A 20,139-nucleotide genomic window follows, 5' to 3' on the forward strand; every position below is an offset into this window, starting at 1 on the left:
CGAAATAAAGCTGGAACCGCTTCTCTGCTAAAAGAAGGGTGGCAGCTGAACGCAGGTTAGCAGACCGGGGAACCTAAGGAAGCCGGCGCGCCGAAGCGCCCTGCGCACAGCCGCCATCGAATGCAGGCACTGAGCCTGACGATGATGTATGTGCACCCTTAGATTAACCACGGGCTGCTAAACCCGATCACTGGGAATCAGTGACGGGATCAAGTTACGCAGCCTGCCGAGGGCGCACAAGCCGGCGGATTCTGGTGCATGCGTAGGCAGCGGCGCAAGGATTTGTAGGCTGGTGAGGCGTAACACTGGGTGTCTTTAAACAGCTGTGCTGCTGGGCGTTTATTGCGCTGTAGGGATTGGGGATTTGTCTGTCGGATTTTGGGTGATTCCGCAGGCGCTATCGCGAGCAGGCTCACTCCTACAGGGGAAGCGCATTCCAATTGCAGGAGTGAGCCTGCTCGCGAAGACGTCAGTCAGGCCGCTGAGGATTCCGGATCAGTGGATAAGTCCGGCATCCACCAACAACTGCTCCAACCCCAACAAGTCCGGCACCTTGGCCACCTGCTCCCCGACCTGCACCGCTGCCTGCTCAAGCGCACACAACGGCACATCGACATAACTCAGCTGACTGTCGAGCTTGTACGAACGCGGGATCCCCTGCACCAGCAGCGCAATGAATTTCAGCTGCGGCAAGCCGCCGAGGGCGTTGAGAATGACGATCCGTGCGCGTTCGCCGATGACGACTTTCTGCCCGCAGGCCGACTCGAAACTCAGCAGCGGAATCTGCCGTTCACGCCAGCTCACCCGCCCCAGGTACCACGGCGGTGTGTCGAGGTCGAAGGCGCTGGCCTGGTAGTCGATCAGCTCGGCCACGGCGACGTTGGGCAGGATCAGATTGCGGTCGGCCAGCGGCAGCAACAGACCGGTGAGTTGGCTGGTGCGCGCGTTGTGGCGGCGCTCATGCATGCTTCTTGCTCCAGTGGGCAATGCTTTCGAGCAGCACCGATTCCTGATACGGCTTGCCGAGGTAGTCGTTGACGCCGATGGCCATCGCGCGGTCGCGGTGTTTCTGCCCGGTGCGCGAGGTGATCATGATGATCGGCAGGTGTTGCAGGCGTTCGTCGTGGCGCACCTGGGTGGCGACTTCGAAGCCGTCCATGCGCGGCATTTCGATGTCGAGCAGCATCAGGTCAGGCATGTGTTCTTCCAGCAGCAACATCGCGTCGACACCGTCCTTGGCGGTCAACACGTTCATGCCGTGGCGTTCGAGCAAACGGCTGGTGACCTTGCGCACCGTCACCGAGTCGTCGACCACCAGCACCAGCAACGGCTTCTGCGGTTCGCTGTCGATTTCCGCCTGCGCCGGACGCGGCGCAACCCGCGCCTGCATCGCGCGAATCGGTGCGAGCAAATCCAGAATCAGCACCACCCGGCCATCGCCAAGAATCGTCGCCCCGGACACCCCCTGCACCGCCGCGAACTGCGGGCCGAGGCTCTTGACCACGATCTCGCGGGTGCCGGCCATCGCATCGACCTGCACCGCGATGTGCCGGTCATTGCACTGCACCAGCAACACCGGCAACGGCAGGCTCTGGCCGAGCAGTTTTGGGCGTGGCGCGGTTTTCAGCAGCTCGCCCAGATAGCACAACTCGTAACGCTGGCCGGCGTAGTGGTAGCTCGGCGGATCGTTGCGGTAGTGCGCTTCCAGATCATTCGGCAAAACCCGGACGATGCCTTCGATGGTGTTCAGCGGAATCGCGTATTGATCCTCGCCGCACTGCACCATGAGCGCGCGGTTGACCGACACGGTGAACGGCAGACGAATGCGGAAATGCACGCCCTGCCCAGGCACCGAGTCGATGCTCATGGTGCCGCCGAGCTGGCGGACCTCTTCGTGAACCACGTCCATGCCGACGCCGCGCCCGGAAATCTGGGTGATCTTTTCCGCCGTGGAGAACCCCGGCTGCAGGATGAACTGCAGCACGTCGCGGTCGCTGAGTTCGGCGTCCGGCGCGAGCAGGCCGCGCTTGATCGCCTTGCGCCGTACCGCTTCCAGCGGCACCCCGGCGCCATCGTCACGAATATCGAAAACGATGTCGCCGCCCTCGCGGGTCAGGTCCAGGGTGATCGTGCCCTGCGCCGGTTTGCCCGCCGCCAGCCGCACTTCGGCCGACTCCAGGCCATGGTCGACGGCGTTGCGCAGCATGTGCTCCAGCGGCGCGGCCATGCGCTCCAGCACGTTGCGATCCATCTCGCCTTCGGCGTTGCCGATGATGAACGCGACGTCTTTGTTCAGCTCTTCGGCGACCTGCCGCACGATGCGTTTCAGGCGTGGCAGCATCCGCTCGAACGGCACCATGCGCGTGCGCATCAGGCCTTCCTGCAATTCAGTGTTGATCCGTCCCTGCTGCTGCAACAGGTTCTCGGCGTCGTGGTTGCGGCGCTCAAGGGTTTCCTTGAGGTCGAGCAGGTCGGAGGCGGACTCGAACAGCGCCCGCGACAGTTGCTGCAACTGCGAATGGCGATCCATTTCCAGCGGATCGAATTCTTCGTAACCGAGGCGTTCGGCATCGACTTGCTGACGGCTGAGAATCCGTCCCTGGGTTTCAGTGTCGAGTCGGCGCAACTGATCGCGCATGCGCTCGATGGTGGTTTCCATCTCGTTCAGCGCGGTTTGCGCATCGCTGACTTGCTGCTCGATACGCCCACGGAAAATCGAAGTTTCACCGGCCAGATTGACCAGCTCATCGAGCAGTTCGGCGGAGACCTTGACCATGTCCGCGCCGGCATCAGCGGCGGGTACCGCAGGCTCGGTCTTGGCCGGAATCGGCAGCAGCGGCGGCGTGTCGGGGGTCGCCGGATGGCTGAAATTCTGGATCGCGCTAATCAGCCGATCCGCCGGCGGGCATGGCTGCCCGGCGCGCACGCCATCGAGCATTTGCGCCAGGCGGTCATGCCCGCGCTGCACCAGCGCGAACAGTTCGGCGGACGGTTGCAGCACGCCGGTGGCGAGGCTTTCGTAAAGGTATTCCAACTCATGGGCGAGGTCGCCGATCGGGCCGATCTCGACCATCCGCGCACCGCCCTTGAGGGTGTGCAGATCGCGCAGCAGGGTTTCCACTTCCTGCCGATTGCCCGGCTCGGCCTGCCAGCGCAGCAACGCCGCGCCGGAGCTTTCGATGATGTCGAAACCTTCTTCGAGGAAGATTTCCAGCAGCTCCGGATCATGCGCTGCGCTGTCGGGTACAGCCGTCGGCTGCGCCGTTTCGGCACTGCCGTGCTGGCCCTGACGGAACTGGCGGATCGCTTCGATCAGGTCTTGTGCCGGGGTCAGCGGTTGATGGTTGTGCAATTGCTCAAGCAACTGCGCCAAGCGGTCGTGGCTCTTGTGCAGCAAGCGTCCGAGCAGCTCGCTGTAACTGTAGCGACGATCCACCAGACCTTCGTAGAGACTTTCCAGCTCATGGGCCAGATCGCCGATGGCGTCGACCTCGGCCATCCGCGCGCCGCCCTTGAGGGTGTGCAAATCGCGCTGCAACGACGACAGCGGCGCAGCGTTGTCCGGGTCGTTCAACCAGCGCTGCAAGGCTTGCCCGGCACTGTCGAGAATATCCACCGCTTCTTCCAGGAAGATCTCGACGATCTCGTCGTCGGGCGCGGTCTCGGCATTGGCGTGGGCGAGTTCGGCGGTCGCGGCGCCCAGTTCGCTGATGCTCAAGGTGCGGCTGCCGTCGCTGCGGATCAGCCCCATCGCCGTCGGGTCGAGGCTTTCATCAAGCAGTTCGTGCAGGGCTCGGATGCGCTGCGGCTGCGGGGTGACTTCCTGGCCGGCGGCCAGTTCGTCGAGCATGTTGATCAGCGCTTCGTGAGCGCTCTGCGCTTCGTGAAAAAACCTGTCGCTGACCGCCAGGCTGCTTTCTTCGACGGCGCCATAGAGGTCGAGCAAGGCTTCGCAGAGCACGTCCACCGGCAGCAGATCGGCGAGGTGTGCGCCTTCGCCGAGAGTGGTCAGTTCGTCCAGCAACGCGCTGAGTTCCTGACGCTCGCCGGGGTGTTGCTGCCAGCGCTGCAACAGGCTTTCGGCGTCGAGCAGGATGTCCATGCCCTGGGCGAGGAAGTTGTTGATCAGTTGCGGATCGCGCTTGATCCGCAGGCCGGTGTTCGGCGCGTTGAGGATCGCCTCCAGGCGTTCGGCAAGCAGCGTTTCGGTGCGTTTGATCAGCGACTGCGCACCGACAATCGGCGCCAGCGGATCGTGCTTGAGCTGGCGCAGGCCGACGCGGAACAAGCCTTCGGCTTCAAGGAGCAATTCCACTTCATCGAGATCCAGCGGCAACTGATGCGCCTTGAACTCGCGCGCCAGTTTATCCAGCGGCGCGGCCAGTTCGGCAATCGGCAACACGCCGGCCATCGACGCACTGCCCTTGAGCGTGTGCAAGGCGCGCTGCAATTCGTCGCTGGCCGGCAGCGGCACATGCTCGGCGGCTTGATCGAGAAAGCGGTTGAGGCTGGCGAGGTGGGTTTCGGCCTCGTTGCGAAAGATCTCCAGCAACAGTGGATCGAGGGCCGCCACATCGTCCACGTCTTCGGCCGCCAGCGGCTCGACGCCTTTGGCCAGCGCATGCGCGCGGGCCGCCAGTTGATCGACATCGCTGCGCTGCCGCTGGCGCTGCGTGGCGAATTCGCTGATCAGCTCCGGCAGCAGCAATACCGTGTCGGTGAGCAACTGCTGCACCTGCGCACCAGGTTCGACACTGTGTTCCAGCACGCGGTTGAGCAGGTTTTCCACGGCCCAGGCCAGCTCGCCAAGGATCAGCGCGCGAACCATGCGCCCGCTGCCCTTCAAGGTATGAAAGGCGCGGCGCAGTTCGGTCAGGGCGGCGCGGTCGTGGGTGTCGGCCGACCAGCGCGGCAGGTATTCGTGCAGGACTTCGAGGACTTCGTCGGTCTCTTCGAGGAACACTTCGCGCAGTTCATCGTCCACCGGTTCTTCATCGACCGGCGGCGGCATCAGGCTGCCCGGGGTTATCAAGGCCGGCGGGTTGACCGCCGACACCGGGCTGGCCAGCACCTCGGCCAGCGACTGCACGGTTTCGGGGTCATCCAGTGTCTGCAGATCCTGCATTACCAGCGCTTCGCTGGGGCTGAGCACGTCGTCGAGCAGCGGCACGTGCTGCTCATGTGGAAAGAAACCAAGGCTGGCGAGGCTCTTTTGTGCGACATCCAGCAGTTGTTCATTCGGCGCTTGCGGGTCGTCGCTCAGGCGTTCGAGGTAATACTCGAGGCTGGTGATGACGTCGGCCAGATTATCCAGTTGCTGCCAGCCTGGCTGGTGCGGATCGAGCAGCAGGTGTTCGCGGATGAAGCTGTTGCAGGCCTCGACCAGACTCGCCGCCCGGCTCAGCGGAATCATCGCCAGCGCACCGCGCACCTGGGTCAGCAGTTCCGGCAACGGTTGCAGTTGCTGGCGATCCCAGTCGGCGTCGATGTAATCGACGATCATGTCCTTGGCCTGTTGCAGGCAGATGCGTGCTTCCTTGATCACGATCTGGTGGATCTGTGTCAGGTCGGTGGTCGGCAGGCGCGCGTCTTCGGGACTTTCCGGCTCTACGGTGCCGACCATCCCGGCGAGGTTGGCTTCGACGTAGAGCAGCGCGCCGGCAACGTCCATCAGGGTCGCGTCATTCGGTTCGCGCTGGCCCTGGGCGAGGCTGAGCACCACCGCCAGTTGATCGATGATGACTTTGCGCGGCTGGCCGAAACCGAGCACCGCGAGGGTGTCGGCGATCTGCCGCAACGGCGCCAGCAGACTCTCCAGATCAGCGGTGTGCTGACGGTCGCTGCGCACGAACAGGTCGAGGCGCTCCTTGACCCGCACCAGCTCTTCGCACAGCGCCGCCAGCACCGAGCGCATCGCATCGCGGTCGGGACCGGCCAGACGCGCACGTTCTTCGTCGACCATCGCGCTGTCGGGCAACGCGTCGTCCAGGGAGTAGCGATCTTTCATGGTCAGCATCTGCCCGGTGGGATGTTCGGCTTTGGCAATATAGAACAGCAGGCTTTTCAGCAACTCCGGCGGGGGCGGCTGATTGAGGCCGCGCGGGCCTTGTTCGAGCAGGCGCTTGAGTTCCTTGTCGGCGTCCTTGAACAGGCTGCGCAGCGCCGGGCTGTTGGCGATGGCGCCTTCGCGCATGCCTTCGACCAGCGCTGAAGCGACCTGCCACAGCGGACTCAACGGCGCATCGGCGCTGAGCGCTTCGAGGCGCTGGAAAACTTTCGCCAGGTATTCGAGGTGGGTCTGGTCATCCTGCTCGCGCAGCAACCCGACCAGCGCCATTTGCAGCGTCTGGCGCAACTTGCGCAGTACGTGGGGCCACTCGGCCGGCTCCAGCGCGGCCAGCGCTTCTGCGCTCAACGGCGGCAAGTCCGGTAGTGGCGGACTGAAAAGACTGGTTTCCGAGAGCAGACTGTCGCCGCGCGCACTGCGCAGATCGTTGATCAGCGGCAGCACCACCAATGGCAGATCGCGGCGGGCGCTCTGCACCCGATCAAGGTAGATCGGCAATTGCCCGAGGGCTTGCAGCAATAGGTGCAAGGCTTCGTCGCGGTGGCTGACGCGACCCTGCTGCAGGGCTTCGACCAGATGTTCCATCTCTTCGGCGAGCAACGCCGCGCCGTAGAACTCGACCATCTGCAAACTGCCGTGCACCTGATGGATATACGCCAGACACTCATCCAGCCCCGGCGCGGCCTGCGGGTCATCGAGCACGGTTTCAATCGCCTGATGCGCCTGCCTCAGCGTTTCGGCAATTTCACCCTTGACCCATTCGAGGGCCACGTAGTCGTGCCGGTCACCCATAACCACTCCACTCACGCCTTGTCCGTCGCGGACGCCGACGGCAAGGTGAAACCGGATACCGAACGGCGCAGCTGACTGGCCATTTTCGCCAGGTTGCCGATGCTCTCGGCGGTGGCGGTGGAGCCGGACGAGGTCTGCGTGGTGATCTGCTGGATCACGTTCATCGTCAGCGAGATCTGCCCGGCCGACGAGGTCTGCTGCTGCGCCGCGTTGGAGATGCTCTGGATCAACGCCGCGAGGGTTTTCGAAACGCCTTCGATTTCTTCCAGGGCCACCCCGGCATCCTGCGCCAGCCGCGCGCCGCGCACCACTTCGGTGGTGGTCTGTTCCATGGAAATCACCGCTTCGTTGGTGTCGGTCTGAATCGCCCGCACCAGGGTTTCGATCTGCCGGGTAGCGGCGGACGAACGTTCAGCCAGCCGCTGCACTTCGTCGGCAACCACGGCAAAGCCGCGCCCGGCGTCCCCGGCCATCGACGCCTGAATCGCCGCGTTGAGCGCGAGGATGTTGGTCTGGTCGGCAATGTCGTCGATCAGACTGACGATGTCGCCGATTTCCTGCGACGACTCGCCCAGACGCTTGATGCGCTTGGCGGTGTCCTGAATCTGTTCGCGAATGTTGTCCATGCCGTGGATGGTGTTGTGCACCACCTCGTTGCCCTTGTTGGCGATTTCCACCGAACGCTCGGCCACCGCCGAGGATTCAGCGGCGTTGGCCGAGACCTGATCGATCGACTGGGCCATGTCGCTGATCGCCGTCGAGGCTTCGGAAATCTGCTGCGCCTGATGTTCCGAGGCTTGCGCCAGGTGCATCGCGGTGGCCTGGGTTTCCTGCACGGCGGCGGCGACCTGGCCGGCGGTGAGGTTGATGGTCGCGACCAGATCGCGCAGTTGGTCAACCGAGTAGTTGATCGAATCGGCGATGGTCCCGGTGAAGTCTTCGGTCACCGAGGCAGTCACCGTCAGGTCGCCGTCGGCGAGGTCTTCGATTTCATCGAGCAGGCGCATGATCGCGTTCTGGTTGCGTTCGTTTTTCTCGGCGGTCTCGCGCAACTGGCGGTTGGTTTCACGAACCATGACCAGGCCGATCAGGATGATCGACGCCAACGCCAGCAAGCCCAGCACGTAGCCGCCGATGGTGTCGGTGTTGCGCCCGCCGGCGAGGTTTTCGAAACCGCTGGCGAGGTGCGAGGCTTCGTCGAGCAGGGTCTGCGACAGGCTGAAAATGTTGCTCGCCGACTCGCGAACCTTGAACAGCTCCGGCGAGGTTTCGAGGATTTCGTCAACGGAGCCGGAGACGAACTGGAACAGCTCGGAAATTTCACTCAGGCGCGCACGGGCGTCGCGGTCTTCGACCTGGCTGATTTTCAGGGTCGGGTTGCCCTGCAGCATGCCGTTGAGCACTTGGCCAAAACGGGTGGCGTCGCGACCAAACGCATCGGCGGCCTGCTGCGAATTCTCGTCGCCAGCGAGCACGGTGTTGACCGCGCCGAGGATGCGTTCAGCCAGTAGCGATTGGCGCTGGGCCATCGCCACCTGCGCTGCCGGCGCGCCGCGTTGCAGGAGGATCTCGACGACTTTTTCGTACTCGATCTGCAATTGCGGAACGGTCTCGGCCAGCGTCGCGGCGACCTGATGCAGCGAAAGCACGGTCTGTTCGCTGGAGAGAATCGCGTCGGTATTTTTCAGCAGGCGTTCCCAGTCCAGCTGCACCGCGCGCATTTCCGGGCGCACGGTGGCCGGTGCTGGCGGCAGGCCGGTGGCCGGATCGCCTTTCTTCAGGTAACCCCAGCGCTGGGCAAAATCGTTGCGCGCATCGCTCAGCAACTTGAACGCAGCCGACTTCCCGGCAGCCGCTTCGGTGGCGTTCTTGGCGATGCGTTGCGACAGCACGCGCAGCTCACCGGCGTGGCCGATGTACTGTTTGTCGTAGTTGGCCTGTGTGTTGAGGTAGGCGAAGTTGGCGAACAGCAGCATGATGAACACGATCAGTGCGATGAACAGCACGATGATCTGCGAGCGACTGCGCGATCCTTCCGCCGATTTGCCTGTTTTTGCTTTTGTCATCGGTCCTCGCCTTTAACCCACACCTTTGAGGCCTGCTGTAATCCCTGTGGGAGCGAGCCTGCTCGCGAAAGCGTCGGGTCAGCCAATATTCATCTTGCCTGACACGCCCTCTTCGCGAGCAGGCTCGCTGCCACAGGGGACAGTGTTGAATCTGTTATATCGCGACGCTCATGAACACCGGCGATTTGGCCAGCGCAAACAGGCTGAACACCCGCCAGTTCTGCTCGCGCCGGAAATAGCCTTTGACGAACTCGGCCTTGGAACCCTGGCGCTTGCTGATCGAGATCGGTTCGAAGCTGTCCTGCTCGAAGTGCTGCAAACCGAACACCTCATCGACCAGCAGCCCGGCGAACACATCGTTGTGCTCCACCACCAATACCCGCCGCTGTTTGCGCAACGGCGACAGTTCGTGACCAAAGAATCCGCACAGGTCCATGATCGGCAGCAACCGCCCACGCAGGTTAGCCACCCCTTTGACCCACGGCTTGACCCCAGGCAACTGAGTGCAGCGCGGTTCGTGCAGCACTTCGCTGACTTCACCCATCGGCGTCACGTACCAGTGCTCGCCGAGACGAAAGCCGATGCCGCTCCAGCGATCCTGACGGCCGGGCTGCGACGGCAGATCCGCCGCCAGCAGGCGGCAGCGCTGGTCGATCTGCCACAGCAGCTCGAACGCGGTCAGCGACTGGTTCATGGCCGCGCGATCAACCGGCCAGCACGTTGTTCAGGGTCTTGATCAGGGTGTCCTCTTCGACCGGTTTGGTCAGGTAATCCTTCGCACCCTGGCGCGTACCCCAGACCTTGTCGGTTTCCTGATCCTTGGTGGTGATGATGATCACCGGGATGTGGCTGGTCTCGGCATCCTTGGTCAGCTGTCGAGTGGCCTGGAAGCCGTTGAGGCCGGGCATGACGATGTCCATCAAGACCGCGTCGGGCTTTTCCTGACGGGCCAGGGCCACGCCGTCGGCGCCGTTTTCGGCCTTGAGCACTTCATGGCCGTGCTTTTCCAGCATGCCGGTGAGTTTGTACATTTCAGTCGGCGAATCATCGACGATCAGGATACGTGCCATGGTCTTCCCCATTTTTCTTGTCGACACCCGGCCCGCTGGCCGAGCGTCACTGTACGTGTCTTACTGCGGCAAAACGGCGGCGAAGCCCGGAACATGGGCCTGAATCGCGTCGAGCAGTTCTTCCTTGCTGAAAGGCTTGGTCAAAAATTGATCAGAACCGACAATCCGCCCCTTGGCCTTGTCGAACAGCCCGTCACGCGACGACAGCATGATCACCGGCGTGGCCTTGAACGCACTGTTGTTCTTGATTAAAGCGCAGGTCTGATAACCATCCAGACGCGGCATCATGATGTCGACAAAAATGATTCCGGGGTGGTTGTCGGCGATCTTGGCCAACGCGTCGAAACCGTCGATGGCCGTGATGACTTCGCAGCCCACATTTTTCAACAGCGTTTCGGCGGTGCGACGAATCGTTTTCGAGTCATCGATCACCATGACCTTCAAGGCGCTGGACTGCTGTTCCATAAGGGGGCTCTACCGTCGCCTTTGCGAATCAAATTGTCCGTTTTGCGATGAGTAATGGCTGGAAACCCTTGATGCTCAAGGGTCAACACGCTATGCCAGCCTTTTTAGCACAGTCTCCAGATGCAATCTATCGACGGGTTTTTCCTTGACCGAAAACCCGCCCGGAGCCACTCTGGCGGCACTTTTTCAATACCGATCCGGTAGCCAATTTTCGAGGAAAACCCAATGAGCGTTCGCGTCGGGATTGTCATGGACCCTATCGCCAGCATTTCCTATAAAAAGGATAGCTCGCTGGCCATGCTGCTGGCCGCGCAGAAACGTGGCTGGGAACTGTTCTACATGGAGCAGCGCGACCTGTATCAGGCCGAAGGTCAGGCCCGGGCGCGCATGAAGCCGCTGAAAGTCTTCGCCAACCCGGAAAAATGGTTCGAACTGGACGCCGAGCAGGACAACCTGCTGAGCGACCTGGATGTGATCCTGATGCGCAAGGATCCGCCGTTCGACATGGAGTTCGTCTACTCCACCTACTTGCTGGAACAGGCCGAAACCGCCGGCGTGCTGGTGGTCAACAAGCCGCAGAGCCTGCGCGACTGCAACGAAAAACTGTTCGCCACGCTGTTCCCGCAGTGCACCCCGCCAACCGTGGTCAGCCGCCGCGCCGATGTGCTGCGTGAGTTCGCCGCCAAGCATGGCGACGTGATCCTCAAGCCGCTGGACGGCATGGGCGGTACTTCGATCTTCCGTCACCGCGCCGGCGATCCGAACCTGTCGGTGATTCTCGAAACCCTGACCGCCCTCGGCAATCAGCAGATCATGGGCCAGGCCTACCTGCCGGCGATCAAGGACGGCGACAAGCGCATCCTGATGATCGACGGCGAGCCGGTGGATTACTGCCTGGCACGGATTCCGGCCCAGGGCGAAACCCGTGGCAACCTCGCCGCCGGTGGTCGTGGTGAAGCGCGGCCGCTGACCGACAAGGATCGCTGGATCGCCGCCCAGGTCGGTCCGACTTTGCGCGAGAAAGGTCTGCTGTTCGTCGGTCTGGACGTGATCGGTGAAAACCTCACCGAAATCAACGTCACCAGCCCGACCTGCATCCGCGAAATCGACAACGCTTTCGGCACCGACATCGGCGGCATGCTGATGGATGCCATTGAGAAGAAGCTGCAAGCCGCCGGCAAAAAGCCGCAAGCTTGACGTGTGTCACATGCAGTCTGTCGCTTGAAGCGTGAAGCCCAAGGCGTGAAACCAACATTGCGTTATCATGCGCAGCCTCTGAAAAACGCGATGTTGGTTTTCTTGTCATGACACTCCCGTCCGATCTGCCCGCAGAACTCGCCCATCGTGGCGTGCGCCCGGCCGATCGCCTCGGATTTACCCTGTTTCTCGCGGCGCTGATTCATTTGGCGCTGCTGCTCGGCGTCGGCTTCACCATGGTCGAGCCCAAGCAGATCAGCAAAACCCTGGAAATCACCCTCGCCACCTTCAAGAGCGAAACCAAGCCGAAAAAGGCTGATTTCCTCGCTCAGGAAAACCAGGAAGGCAGCGGCACCCTCGACAAGAAGGCGATTCCCAAGACCACCGAGGTCGCGCCGTTCCAGGACAATCAGGTCAAGAAGGTCACCCCGCCCCCGGCCGCCAAACCGGAAGTACGCGAAGCGGCGCCCAAGGCTGCGGTGACCACGGTGGCGCCGAAACAGCAAAAGGCGCCGACCAAAAAAGAAGAAACCAAGACCGAGACCAAACCTGCGGTCAACGCGCCGACGTTCGACAGCTCGCAGCTGTCCAGCGACATCGCCAGCCTTGAAGCGGAACTGGCCAACGAACAGCAGCTATACGCCAAGCGTCCGCGCATCCACCGCTTGAGCGCGGCCTCGACCATGCGCGACAAGGGCGCCTGGTACAAGGATGACTGGCGCAAGAAGGTCGAGCGCATCGGCAACCTCAATTATCCGGAAGAAGCGCGGCGCAAGCAGATCTACGGCAACCTGCGGCTGATGGTCTCGATCAACCGCGACGGCTCGCTGTACGAAGTGCTGGTGCTCGAATCCTCCGGGCAGCCGCTGCTGGATCAGGCGGCGCAGCGCATCGTCCGGTTGGCGGCACCGTTTGCGCCGTTTACCGGCGATCTGTCGGATATCGACCGACTGGAAATCATCCGCACCTGGAAATTCGCCCGGGGCGACAAGCTCTCCAGCAATTGACCAGCGCCAAGCGAGCTTTGTGGCGAGGGAGCTTTTGTGGCGAGGGAGCTTGCTCCCGCTGGGCTGCGAAGCGGCCCCCTGCTTTTTCCAGATCCACCGCGTTATCAGATTTTACGACTGCTGCGCAGCCGAGCGGGAGCAAGCTCCCTCACCACAGGGGTAGGGAAGACCTTTCGCAACGCATCTCCAGCTTGTCAGTTCGCCCCTTGAACGCCACACTATCGCTCATGAAAAACGTCAGCCCCAGCTATCTCAAGCATCACTTCCTGATCGCCATGCCGCACATGGCCGACCCAAACTTTGCCCACACCTTGACCTACATCGTCGAGCACACAGCCAATGGCGCCATGGGGCTGGTGGTCAATCGACCGCAAGAGCTGAATCTGGCTGACATCCTCGAGCAATTGCGCCCGGACATCGATCCGCCAGCGCTGTGCCAGCATGTGCCGATCTTCATTGGCGGCCCGGTGCAGACCGATCGCGGGTTTGTCCTGCACCCGGCAGGCAAGACCTTTCAGGCCACCGTCGAGCTGGACGGTGATCTGGCGCTGTCCACCTCGCAGGACGTGCTGTTCGCCATCGCCGACGGCGTGGGCCCGGCGAAAAGCGTCATCGCCCTCGGTTATGCCGGTTGGGAAGCCGGGCAACTGGAGGCCGAACTGGCCGACAACGCCTGGCTGACCTGCCCGTACGACGCCGACATCCTGTTCAACACCAGCAGCGAGCTGCGTCTGGAAGCGGCGGCACGGCATCTGGGGATCAACCTCAGCCTGCTGACCAGTCAGGCGGGGCACGCCTGATGGCCCTGCGCCTGATTCTCGGCTTCGACTACGGCACCAAACAGATCGGCGTTGCGGTCGGCCAGGTGATTACCGGCCAGGCTCGCGAGCTGTGCACCCTGAAAGCGCAGAACGGCGTGCCCGACTGGAATCAGGTCGAAGCGCTGTTCAAGGAATGGAAACCCGATGCCGTGGTGGTCGGCCTGCCGCTGAACATGGACGGTACGCCCAGCGAGATGTGCCTGCGCGCGGAAAAATTCGCCCGCCGTCTCAATGGCCGTTTCAATGTGCCCTTCTATACCCACGACGAACGCCTGACCACCTTTGAGGCCAAGGGTGAGCGACTGGTGCGCGGCGGGCAGAAAGGCAGTTACCGCGACAACCCGGTGGACGCCATCGCCGCCGCCCTGCTGTTGCAGGGCTGGCTCGACGAAAACACTGCATTGTTTGAATCCTGACAAGCGCTTCGGCGCTTTTCTTTTGGTTATAAACCCAGCCACGTCCGGCAGGACGCGGCTCGGAATCACGAAGGAGCAACCATGAGCCTGCCCAATCCCGCCGATCTGATCAGCCAGATGGCAACCCGCCTCAAGGCGCACCTTGCACAGCGTGATATCAGCGAACCGCGTTACATCGGCATCCGCACTGGTGGCATCTGGGTCGCACAGGCCCTGCTCAAGGAATTGGCCAGCGACGCACCGTTGGGCACGCTGGATGTTTCCTTCTACCGCGACGACTTCAGCCAGAACGGCCTGCACCCGCAAGTGCGCCCCTCGGCCCTGCCCTTCGAGATCGAAGGCCAGCATCTGGTGCTGATCGATGACGTATTGATGAGCGGCCGGACCATCCGCGCCGCCATGAACGAACTGTTCGACTACGGCCGCCCGGCCAGCGTGACCCTGGTCTGCCTGCTCGACCTGGACGCCGGCGAGCTGCCGATCCGCCCGAACGTGGTGGGTGCGACCCTGTCGCTGGCCGCCAATGAGCGGGTCAAGCTGTCCGGCCCGGAGCCGCTGACGCTCGAACTGCAAGACCTGAATTCCTAACCCGCCCTTATTGAGAGTCCCCCCTCGCGATGACGCCTCTAGATACCAAGCGCCCGCTGCAGCTCAATGATCAGGGCCAGCTGCGCCACTTCCTCTCGCTCGATGGCCTGCGCCGCGAGTTGCTGACGGAAATCCTCGACACTGCCGACTCGTTCCTCGAAGTCGGTGCCCGGGCGGTGAAAAAGGTCCCGTTGCTGCGCGGCAAGACCGTGTGCAACGTGTTCTTCGAAAACTCCACCCGCACCCGCACCACCTTCGAACTGGCGGCCCAGCGGCTGTCGGCGGACGTGATCACCCTGAACGTGTCGACCTCGTCGGCCAGCAAAGGTGAAACCCTGCTCGACACCCTGCGCAACCTCGAAGCGATGGCCGCCGACATGTTCGTCGTGCGCCACGGTGACTCCGGCGCCGCGCACTTCATCGCCGAGCACGTCTGCCCGCAGGTGGCGATCATCAACGGCGGCGACGGCCGTCACGCGCACCCGACCCAGGGCATGCTCGACATGCTCACCATCCGTCGGCACAAGGGCGGTTTCGAAAACCTCTCGGTGGCGATCGTCGGCGACATCCTGCACTCGCGGGTGGCGCGCTCGAACATGCTCGCCCTGAAGACCCTCGGCTGCCCGGACATCCGCGTGATCGCGCCGAAGACTCTGTTGCCGATCGGCATCGAGCAGTACGGCGTCAAGGTCTACACCGACATGAACGAAGGCCTGAAAGACGTCGACGTGGTGATCATGCTGCGCCTGCAGCGCGAGCGCATGACCGGCGGCCTGCTGCCGAGCGAAGGCGAGTTCTACCGCCTGTTCGGCCTGACTACCGCACGTCTGGCCGGGGCCAAACCCGATTGCATCGTCATGCACCCGGGGCCGATCAACCGGGGGGTGGAGATCGAGTCCGCGGTGGCCGACGGCCCGCACTCGGTGATCCTCAATCAAGTGACCTACGGCATCGCCATCCGTATGGCCGTGTTGTCCATGGCCATGAGCGGACAAACTGCCCAGCGCCAATTCGAGCAGGAGAACGCCCAGTGAAGCTCAGCATTCTCGGCGCCCGCGTCATCGATCCAAGCAGTGGCCTGGATCAAATCACCGACATTCACGTTGAAGCCTGCAAGATCGTCGCCCTCGGCGCCGCGCCGGCCGGTTTCACCGCAGTGGAAACCATCGACGCCAACGGTCTGGTTGCAGCACCCGGTCTGGTCGATCTGAACGTGGCCCTGCGCGAGCCGGGTTACAGCCGCAAAGGCAGCATCGCCAGCGAAACCCGCGCCGCGGCAGCCGGCGGCGTGACCAGCCTGTGCTGCCCGCCGAAGACCAAACCGGTGCTCGACACTTCGGCCGTGGCCGAACTGATCCTCGACCGCGCCCGCGAAGCCGGCAACACCAAAGTGTTCCCGATCGGCGCGCTGAGCAAAGGGCTGGACGGCGAACAACTGGCAGAGCTGGTGGCGCTGCGCGACGCCGGGTGTGTGGCGTTCGGCAATGGTCTGGAGAGTTTCCGCAACACCCGCACCCTGTGCCGGGCGCTGGAATACGCGGCGACCTTCGACCTGACGGTGATTTTCAATTCACAAGATCACGATCTGGCCGATGGCGGTCTGGCCCATGAAGGTGCGGTCGCCAGTTTCCTCGGCCTGCCGGGGATTCCGGAAACCGCGGAAACCGTGGCCCTCGCTCGCGATCTGCTGCTGGTCGAGCAGACCGGCGTGCGCGCGCACTTCAGCCAACTGACCAGCGCGCGCGGCGTGGCTCTGATCGCTCAGGCGCAGGCCCGTGGCTTGAAGGTCACCGCAGATGTCGCTCTGTATCAGTTGATCCTCACCGATGAAGCGCTGATCGACTTCAGCAGCCTGTATCATGTGCAACCGCCGCTGCGCACCCGCGCCGACCGCGACGGCCTGCGTGAAGCGGTGAAGTCCGGGGTGATTTCGGCGATCTCCAGCCATCACCAGCCGCACGAACGCGACGCCAAACTGGCACCGTTCGGCGCGACCGAGCCGGGCATCAGCAGTGTTGAATTGCTGCTGCCGCTGGCGATGACGCTGGTTGAGGATGGTTTGCTGGATCTGCCGACCCTGCTGGCGCGCTTGAGCGCTGGTCCAGCCCAGGCGCTGCGTCTGCCGGCGGGCAAACTGGCGGTGGGCGGTGCGGCGGATATCGTACTGTTCGATCCGAAAGCATCCACCGTGGCCGGCGAAGGCTGGCTGTCGAAGGGCGAGAACTGCCCGTTCCTCGGTCACACCCTGCCGGGTGTGGTGCGCTATACGCTGGTGGACGGGCGGATCAGCCACCAGGCCTAAAAAGCACAAGATCGCAGCCTGCGGCAGCTCCTACAGGGAAAATGCATTCCAACCTGTAGGAGCTGGCGCAGCCTGCGATCTTTTGATCTTCACTCGGCATCGCCCCGAATCGCCAGCAGGCTGGCGATAACTTACTGGAAGGCGCCGCGGTTCTGCGCGTTGCGTACCGACACCTGATCATTCAGGGTCCAGAAGTCATACAGCACACCAATAAAGAACAATCCGCCGGTCAGCAGATACAGCAGCCCGCTGATCCACTTGCCCTGGTACATCCGGTGCACGCCGAATACGCCCAGGAACGTCAGCAGAATCCACGCCACGTTGTATTCGATCGGCCCTGCGGCAAAGCGCAGATCCGCCTCGCGGTCCATCGCCGGGATCAGGAACACGTCGATCAGCCAGCCAATGCCCAACAGACCGAAGGTGAAGAACCAGATCGTCCCGGTCACCGGTTTACCGTAATAGAAGCGGTGAGCGCCGGTGAAGCCAAAAATCCACAGCAGATAACCGATGATTTTGCTGTGCGTATCCTGCGGTGCAGCGACCTGCTGATAGCGGTTCATGAAGACCTCGATTCACACGATAGATAAATTTTCTTTAATTCTTTGTGACTTTTTTACATGTAGCCGACGTACGGCAAATGTTACCGTGTCGTCCGTCAAAGCCTTATAGCACCGGACTTCTGTCCGACAATTGCGTCCGTTTGCCGCTTGTTTGGTTCCGTTGCCCTCCGATGGAATCGACCAACGGCCTCGGAAGGGACAAAAAAGCTGTTATAAAGTTGCGCGCTAACACATAAGAGCCACGCCTAATGCGACCATTTTTCAAGACATGGCTAACTATTTGCCTATTAATGCCACTGGCCGCCCACGCCACCAATCGTGAGCAACGTCTTCCCAACGTTAACGGTTTCACCCCTAAATCCCATGCTTCGGCTCCTTCGAGCAAGAGCAGCAAACAAACGAAACACACCACGCTCGCCAGCAAGAATCACGGCAAGCTGGTGCCACCGATGGCCAACAAGGAAAGCAGCAACGTCCTGAGCCGTGCGGTGAACGTCCTCGGTACTCCATACCGTTGGGGCGGCAGCAGCCCAAGTAAAGGTTTCGACTGCAGCGGTCTGGTGAAATACGCGTTCAACGACGCCACGTTCGACCTGCCACGCACCTCCAACGCGATGGCCAGCGGGCATGGCGAGAAAGTCGAACGCAAGGATCTGAAACCGGGCGACCTGATTTTCTTCAACATCAAGAGCCGTCGGGTCAACCATGTCGCCATCTACCTGGGCAACGACCGCTTCATCCACGCACCACGCCGTGGCAAAGCGGTGAGCATCGACACGCTGAACAAGCCGTACTGGGAACAGCATTACGTGGTTGCCAAGCGTGTGCTGCCGAAAGAACCGGCTGGCAAGCAGATGCGTGTCGTCCAGCGCTGAAACACGATCAACTGTGGCGAGGGAGCTTGCTCCCGCCGGGCTGCGCAGCAGCCCCAAAATCTTGTGAGCGCTACGCGCTCAAGCGGGAGCAAGCTCCCTCGCCACAGGCGTAATCCAGCCTTTAGAAATTATCCGGCGTACGCGCCTTCTCCCGCGCATGCTCGCGACTGATCAAGCCCTTGGTTACCAGCTCCTTCAGGCACATGTCGAGTGTCTGCATCCCCAACGACCCACCGGTCTGAATCGCTGAATACATCTGCGCCACCTTGTCCTCGCGGATCAGGTTCCGGATCGCCGACGTTCCCAGCATGATCTCGTGCGCCGCCACCCGCCCGCCGCCGATCTTCTTGATCAGCGTCTGCGACACCACGGCCAGCAGCGACTCGGACAACATCGAACGCACCATGGACTTCTCATCACCGGGGAATACGTCCACCACCCGGTCGATGGTCTTTGCCGCCGACGTCGTGTGCAACGTACCGAACACCAGATGCCCGGTCTCGGCAGCGGTCAGCGCCAGACGGATGGTTTCCAGATCGCGCATCTCGCCCACCAGAATCACATCCGGGTCTTCGCGCAGCGCCGAGCGCAGCGCGGTGGCGAAGCTGCGGGTATCGCGATGGACTTCGCGCTGATTGATCAGGCATTTGCGCGATTCGTGGACAAACTCGATCGGGTCTTCGATGGTGAGGATGTGGTGATGGCGATGGGTATTGAGGTAATCGATCATCGCCGCCAGCGTGGTCGATTTGCCGGACCCGGTCGGCCCGGTCACCAGCACCAGCCCACGCGGGGCATCGGTGATCTTGCGGAAGACGTCGCCCATGCCAAGGTCTTCCATGCTCAGCACTTTCGAGGGAATGGTGCGGAACACCGCGCCGGCGCCCCGGTTCTGGTTGAACGCATTGACCCGGAAACGCGCGACGCCGGGGACTTCGAACGAGAAATCCGTTTCCAGGTGTTTCTCGAAGTCGACCCGCTGGGTGTCGTTCATGATGTCGTAGATCAATTCGTGCACTTGCTTGTGATCCAGCGCCGGCAGATTGATCCGCCGCACATCGCCATCGACGCGGATCATCGGCGGCAGACCGGCCGACAGGTGCAGGTCGGAAGCGCCCTGTTTGGCGCTGAACGCCAGCAATTCAGTGATATCCATAGCGCTCCTCAATTCCAGTAGAATGCCGCGAACCTTCAGACCGCCGGCGCCTCTTGATGTCCACGATAGCAGACAACATCCAACTGGTTAGTTCGCGCATCCAGGCTGCCACCGCAGCGGCCGGACGCAGTGAAAACAGCGTGCAGTTGCTGGCGGTCAGCAAGACCAAACCCGCACAAGACCTGCGTGAAGCCTACGCCGCCGGCCTGCGTGATTTCGGCGAGAATTATCTGCAGGAGGCCCTGGGCAAACAGCTCGAACTGGCCGACCTGCCCTTGATCTGGCACTTCATCGGCCCCATTCAATCGAACAAGACTCGCGCCATCGCCGAGCATTTCGACTGGGTGCACTCCGTGGATCGCCTGAAAATCGCCCAACGCCTGTCCGAACAGCGCCCGGCCGAGTTGCCGCCGCTGAACATCTGCATTCAGGTCAACGTCAGCGGTGAGGCCAGCAAGTCCGGCTGCGCCCCGGCCGACCTGCCGACGCTGGCCGAGGCCATCAGCGCCCTGCCCCGCTTGAAACTGCGCGGGCTGATGGCGATTCCCGAGCCGACCGAAGATCGCGCCGAGCAAGATGCCGCTTTTGCTGCCGTGCAACGTTTGCAGGCCAGCCTGAATCTGCCGCTCGACACACTTTCCATGGGCATGAGCCACGACCTCGAGTCGGCTATCGCCCAAGGCGCCACCTGGGTGCGGATCGGTACCGCCCTGTTTGGCGCCAGAGATTACGGTCAGCAATGACCGACAGCCAT

Annotated in this window: 17 protein-coding genes; 9 read left to right on the forward strand and 8 right to left on the reverse strand. The window is 62.3% G+C overall.

Going from position 1 to position 20,139, the window contains the following annotated elements:
- Positions 1-495 precede the first annotated feature (495 nt).
- From BW33_RS00985 to pilG, 6 genes are all read right to left on the reverse strand, one after another.
- A complete protein-coding gene (locus BW33_RS00985; protein WP_047596570.1) occupies positions 496-966 on the reverse strand; it encodes a chemotaxis protein CheW in 471 nt (156 codons plus the stop codon).
- Positions 959-6,859 (reverse strand): Hpt domain-containing protein, encoded by a 5,901-nt coding sequence (locus BW33_RS00990; RefSeq protein WP_047596571.1) that lies wholly within the window; start codon positions 6,857-6,859, stop codon positions 959-961. Before BW33_RS00990 ends, BW33_RS00985 begins: the two co-directional genes overlap by 8 nt.
- A gap of 11 nt (positions 6,860-6,870) precedes the next feature.
- On the reverse strand, positions 6,871-8,925 hold the full coding sequence (locus BW33_RS00995) for a methyl-accepting chemotaxis protein (protein ID WP_047596573.1): 2,055 nt from the start codon (positions 8,923-8,925) through the stop codon (positions 6,871-6,873).
- A gap of 154 nt (positions 8,926-9,079) precedes the next feature.
- Positions 9,080-9,619 (reverse strand): chemotaxis protein CheW, encoded by a 540-nt coding sequence (locus tag BW33_RS01000; RefSeq protein WP_007964098.1) that lies wholly within the window; start codon positions 9,617-9,619, stop codon positions 9,080-9,082.
- Positions 9,620-9,629: 10 nt separating this feature from the next.
- On the reverse strand, positions 9,630-9,995 hold the full coding sequence (gene pilH, locus BW33_RS01005) for a twitching motility response regulator PilH (protein WP_003229091.1): 366 nt from the start codon (positions 9,993-9,995) through the stop codon (positions 9,630-9,632).
- A gap of 60 nt (positions 9,996-10,055) precedes the next feature.
- Positions 10,056-10,460 (reverse strand): twitching motility response regulator PilG, encoded by a 405-nt coding sequence (gene pilG / locus BW33_RS01010; RefSeq protein WP_041063509.1) that lies wholly within the window; start codon positions 10,458-10,460, stop codon positions 10,056-10,058.
- 225 nt (positions 10,461-10,685) lie between these two features.
- Here pilG and gshB point away from each other — a divergent pair, with 225 nt between their 5' ends.
- The 7 genes from gshB (at position 10,686) to BW33_RS01045 (ending at position 16,791) form a co-directional block, all read left to right on the forward strand.
- A complete protein-coding gene (gshB, locus tag BW33_RS01015; RefSeq protein WP_047596576.1) occupies positions 10,686-11,657 on the forward strand; it encodes a glutathione synthase in 972 nt (323 codons plus the stop codon).
- 107 nt (positions 11,658-11,764) lie between these two features.
- Positions 11,765-12,664, forward strand: coding sequence for an energy transducer TonB (locus tag BW33_RS01020; RefSeq protein WP_007964106.1), 900 nt, complete (start codon positions 11,765-11,767; stop codon positions 12,662-12,664).
- Between the two features lie 227 nt (positions 12,665-12,891).
- The gene (locus tag BW33_RS01025) at positions 12,892-13,464 is read left to right on the forward strand and encodes a YqgE/AlgH family protein (RefSeq protein WP_025109150.1); all 573 of its coding nucleotides are present in this window, start codon (positions 12,892-12,894) and stop codon (positions 13,462-13,464) included.
- The gene (gene ruvX, locus BW33_RS01030) at positions 13,464-13,901 is read left to right on the forward strand and encodes a Holliday junction resolvase RuvX (RefSeq protein ID WP_003229101.1); all 438 of its coding nucleotides are present in this window, start codon (positions 13,464-13,466) and stop codon (positions 13,899-13,901) included. Before BW33_RS01025 ends, ruvX begins: the two co-directional genes overlap by 1 nt.
- 81 nt (positions 13,902-13,982) lie before the next feature.
- Positions 13,983-14,489 carry a bifunctional pyr operon transcriptional regulator/uracil phosphoribosyltransferase PyrR gene (gene pyrR / locus BW33_RS01035; protein ID WP_027610583.1) on the forward strand — a complete coding sequence of 169 codons (507 nt, stop codon included), beginning with the start codon at positions 13,983-13,985 and terminating at the stop codon, positions 14,487-14,489.
- A 29-nt stretch (positions 14,490-14,518) separates the two neighbouring features.
- Positions 14,519-15,523, forward strand: a complete 1,005-nt coding sequence (locus tag BW33_RS01040) for an aspartate carbamoyltransferase catalytic subunit (protein WP_003229107.1) — start codon at positions 14,519-14,521, stop codon at positions 15,521-15,523.
- Positions 15,520-16,791 (forward strand): dihydroorotase, encoded by a 1,272-nt coding sequence (locus BW33_RS01045; RefSeq protein WP_047596578.1) that lies wholly within the window; start codon positions 15,520-15,522, stop codon positions 16,789-16,791. Before BW33_RS01040 ends, BW33_RS01045 begins: the two co-directional genes overlap by 4 nt.
- A 131-nt stretch (positions 16,792-16,922) precedes the next feature.
- On the opposite strand, the gene BW33_RS01050 is transcribed toward BW33_RS01045, so the two are convergent.
- Positions 16,923-17,354 carry an NINE protein gene (locus tag BW33_RS01050; protein WP_047596579.1) on the reverse strand — a complete coding sequence of 144 codons (432 nt, stop codon included), beginning with the start codon at positions 17,352-17,354 and terminating at the stop codon, positions 16,923-16,925.
- Between the two features lie 248 nt (positions 17,355-17,602).
- On the opposite strand from BW33_RS01050, the gene BW33_RS01055 reads away from it, so the two are divergent.
- Positions 17,603-18,229 (forward strand): C40 family peptidase, encoded by a 627-nt coding sequence (locus tag BW33_RS01055; protein ID WP_003229112.1) that lies wholly within the window; start codon positions 17,603-17,605, stop codon positions 18,227-18,229.
- A gap of 121 nt (positions 18,230-18,350) precedes the next feature.
- Here BW33_RS01055 and BW33_RS01060 read toward each other — a convergent pair whose 3' ends face one another.
- The gene (locus BW33_RS01060) at positions 18,351-19,385 is read right to left on the reverse strand and encodes a type IV pilus twitching motility protein PilT (RefSeq protein WP_003229114.1); all 1,035 of its coding nucleotides are present in this window, start codon (positions 19,383-19,385) and stop codon (positions 18,351-18,353) included.
- Positions 19,386-19,441: 56 nt separating this feature from the next.
- Between BW33_RS01060 and BW33_RS01065 the strand changes: the two genes are divergently transcribed.
- Positions 19,442-20,128, forward strand: a complete 687-nt coding sequence (locus BW33_RS01065; protein ID WP_047596582.1) for a YggS family pyridoxal phosphate-dependent enzyme — start codon at positions 19,442-19,444, stop codon at positions 20,126-20,128.
- Positions 20,129-20,139: the final 11 nt, after the last annotated feature.

This window comes from Pseudomonas sp. RIT288, assembly GCF_000631985.1.
Taxonomy (GTDB): Bacteria; Pseudomonadota; Gammaproteobacteria; order Pseudomonadales; family Pseudomonadaceae; genus Aquipseudomonas.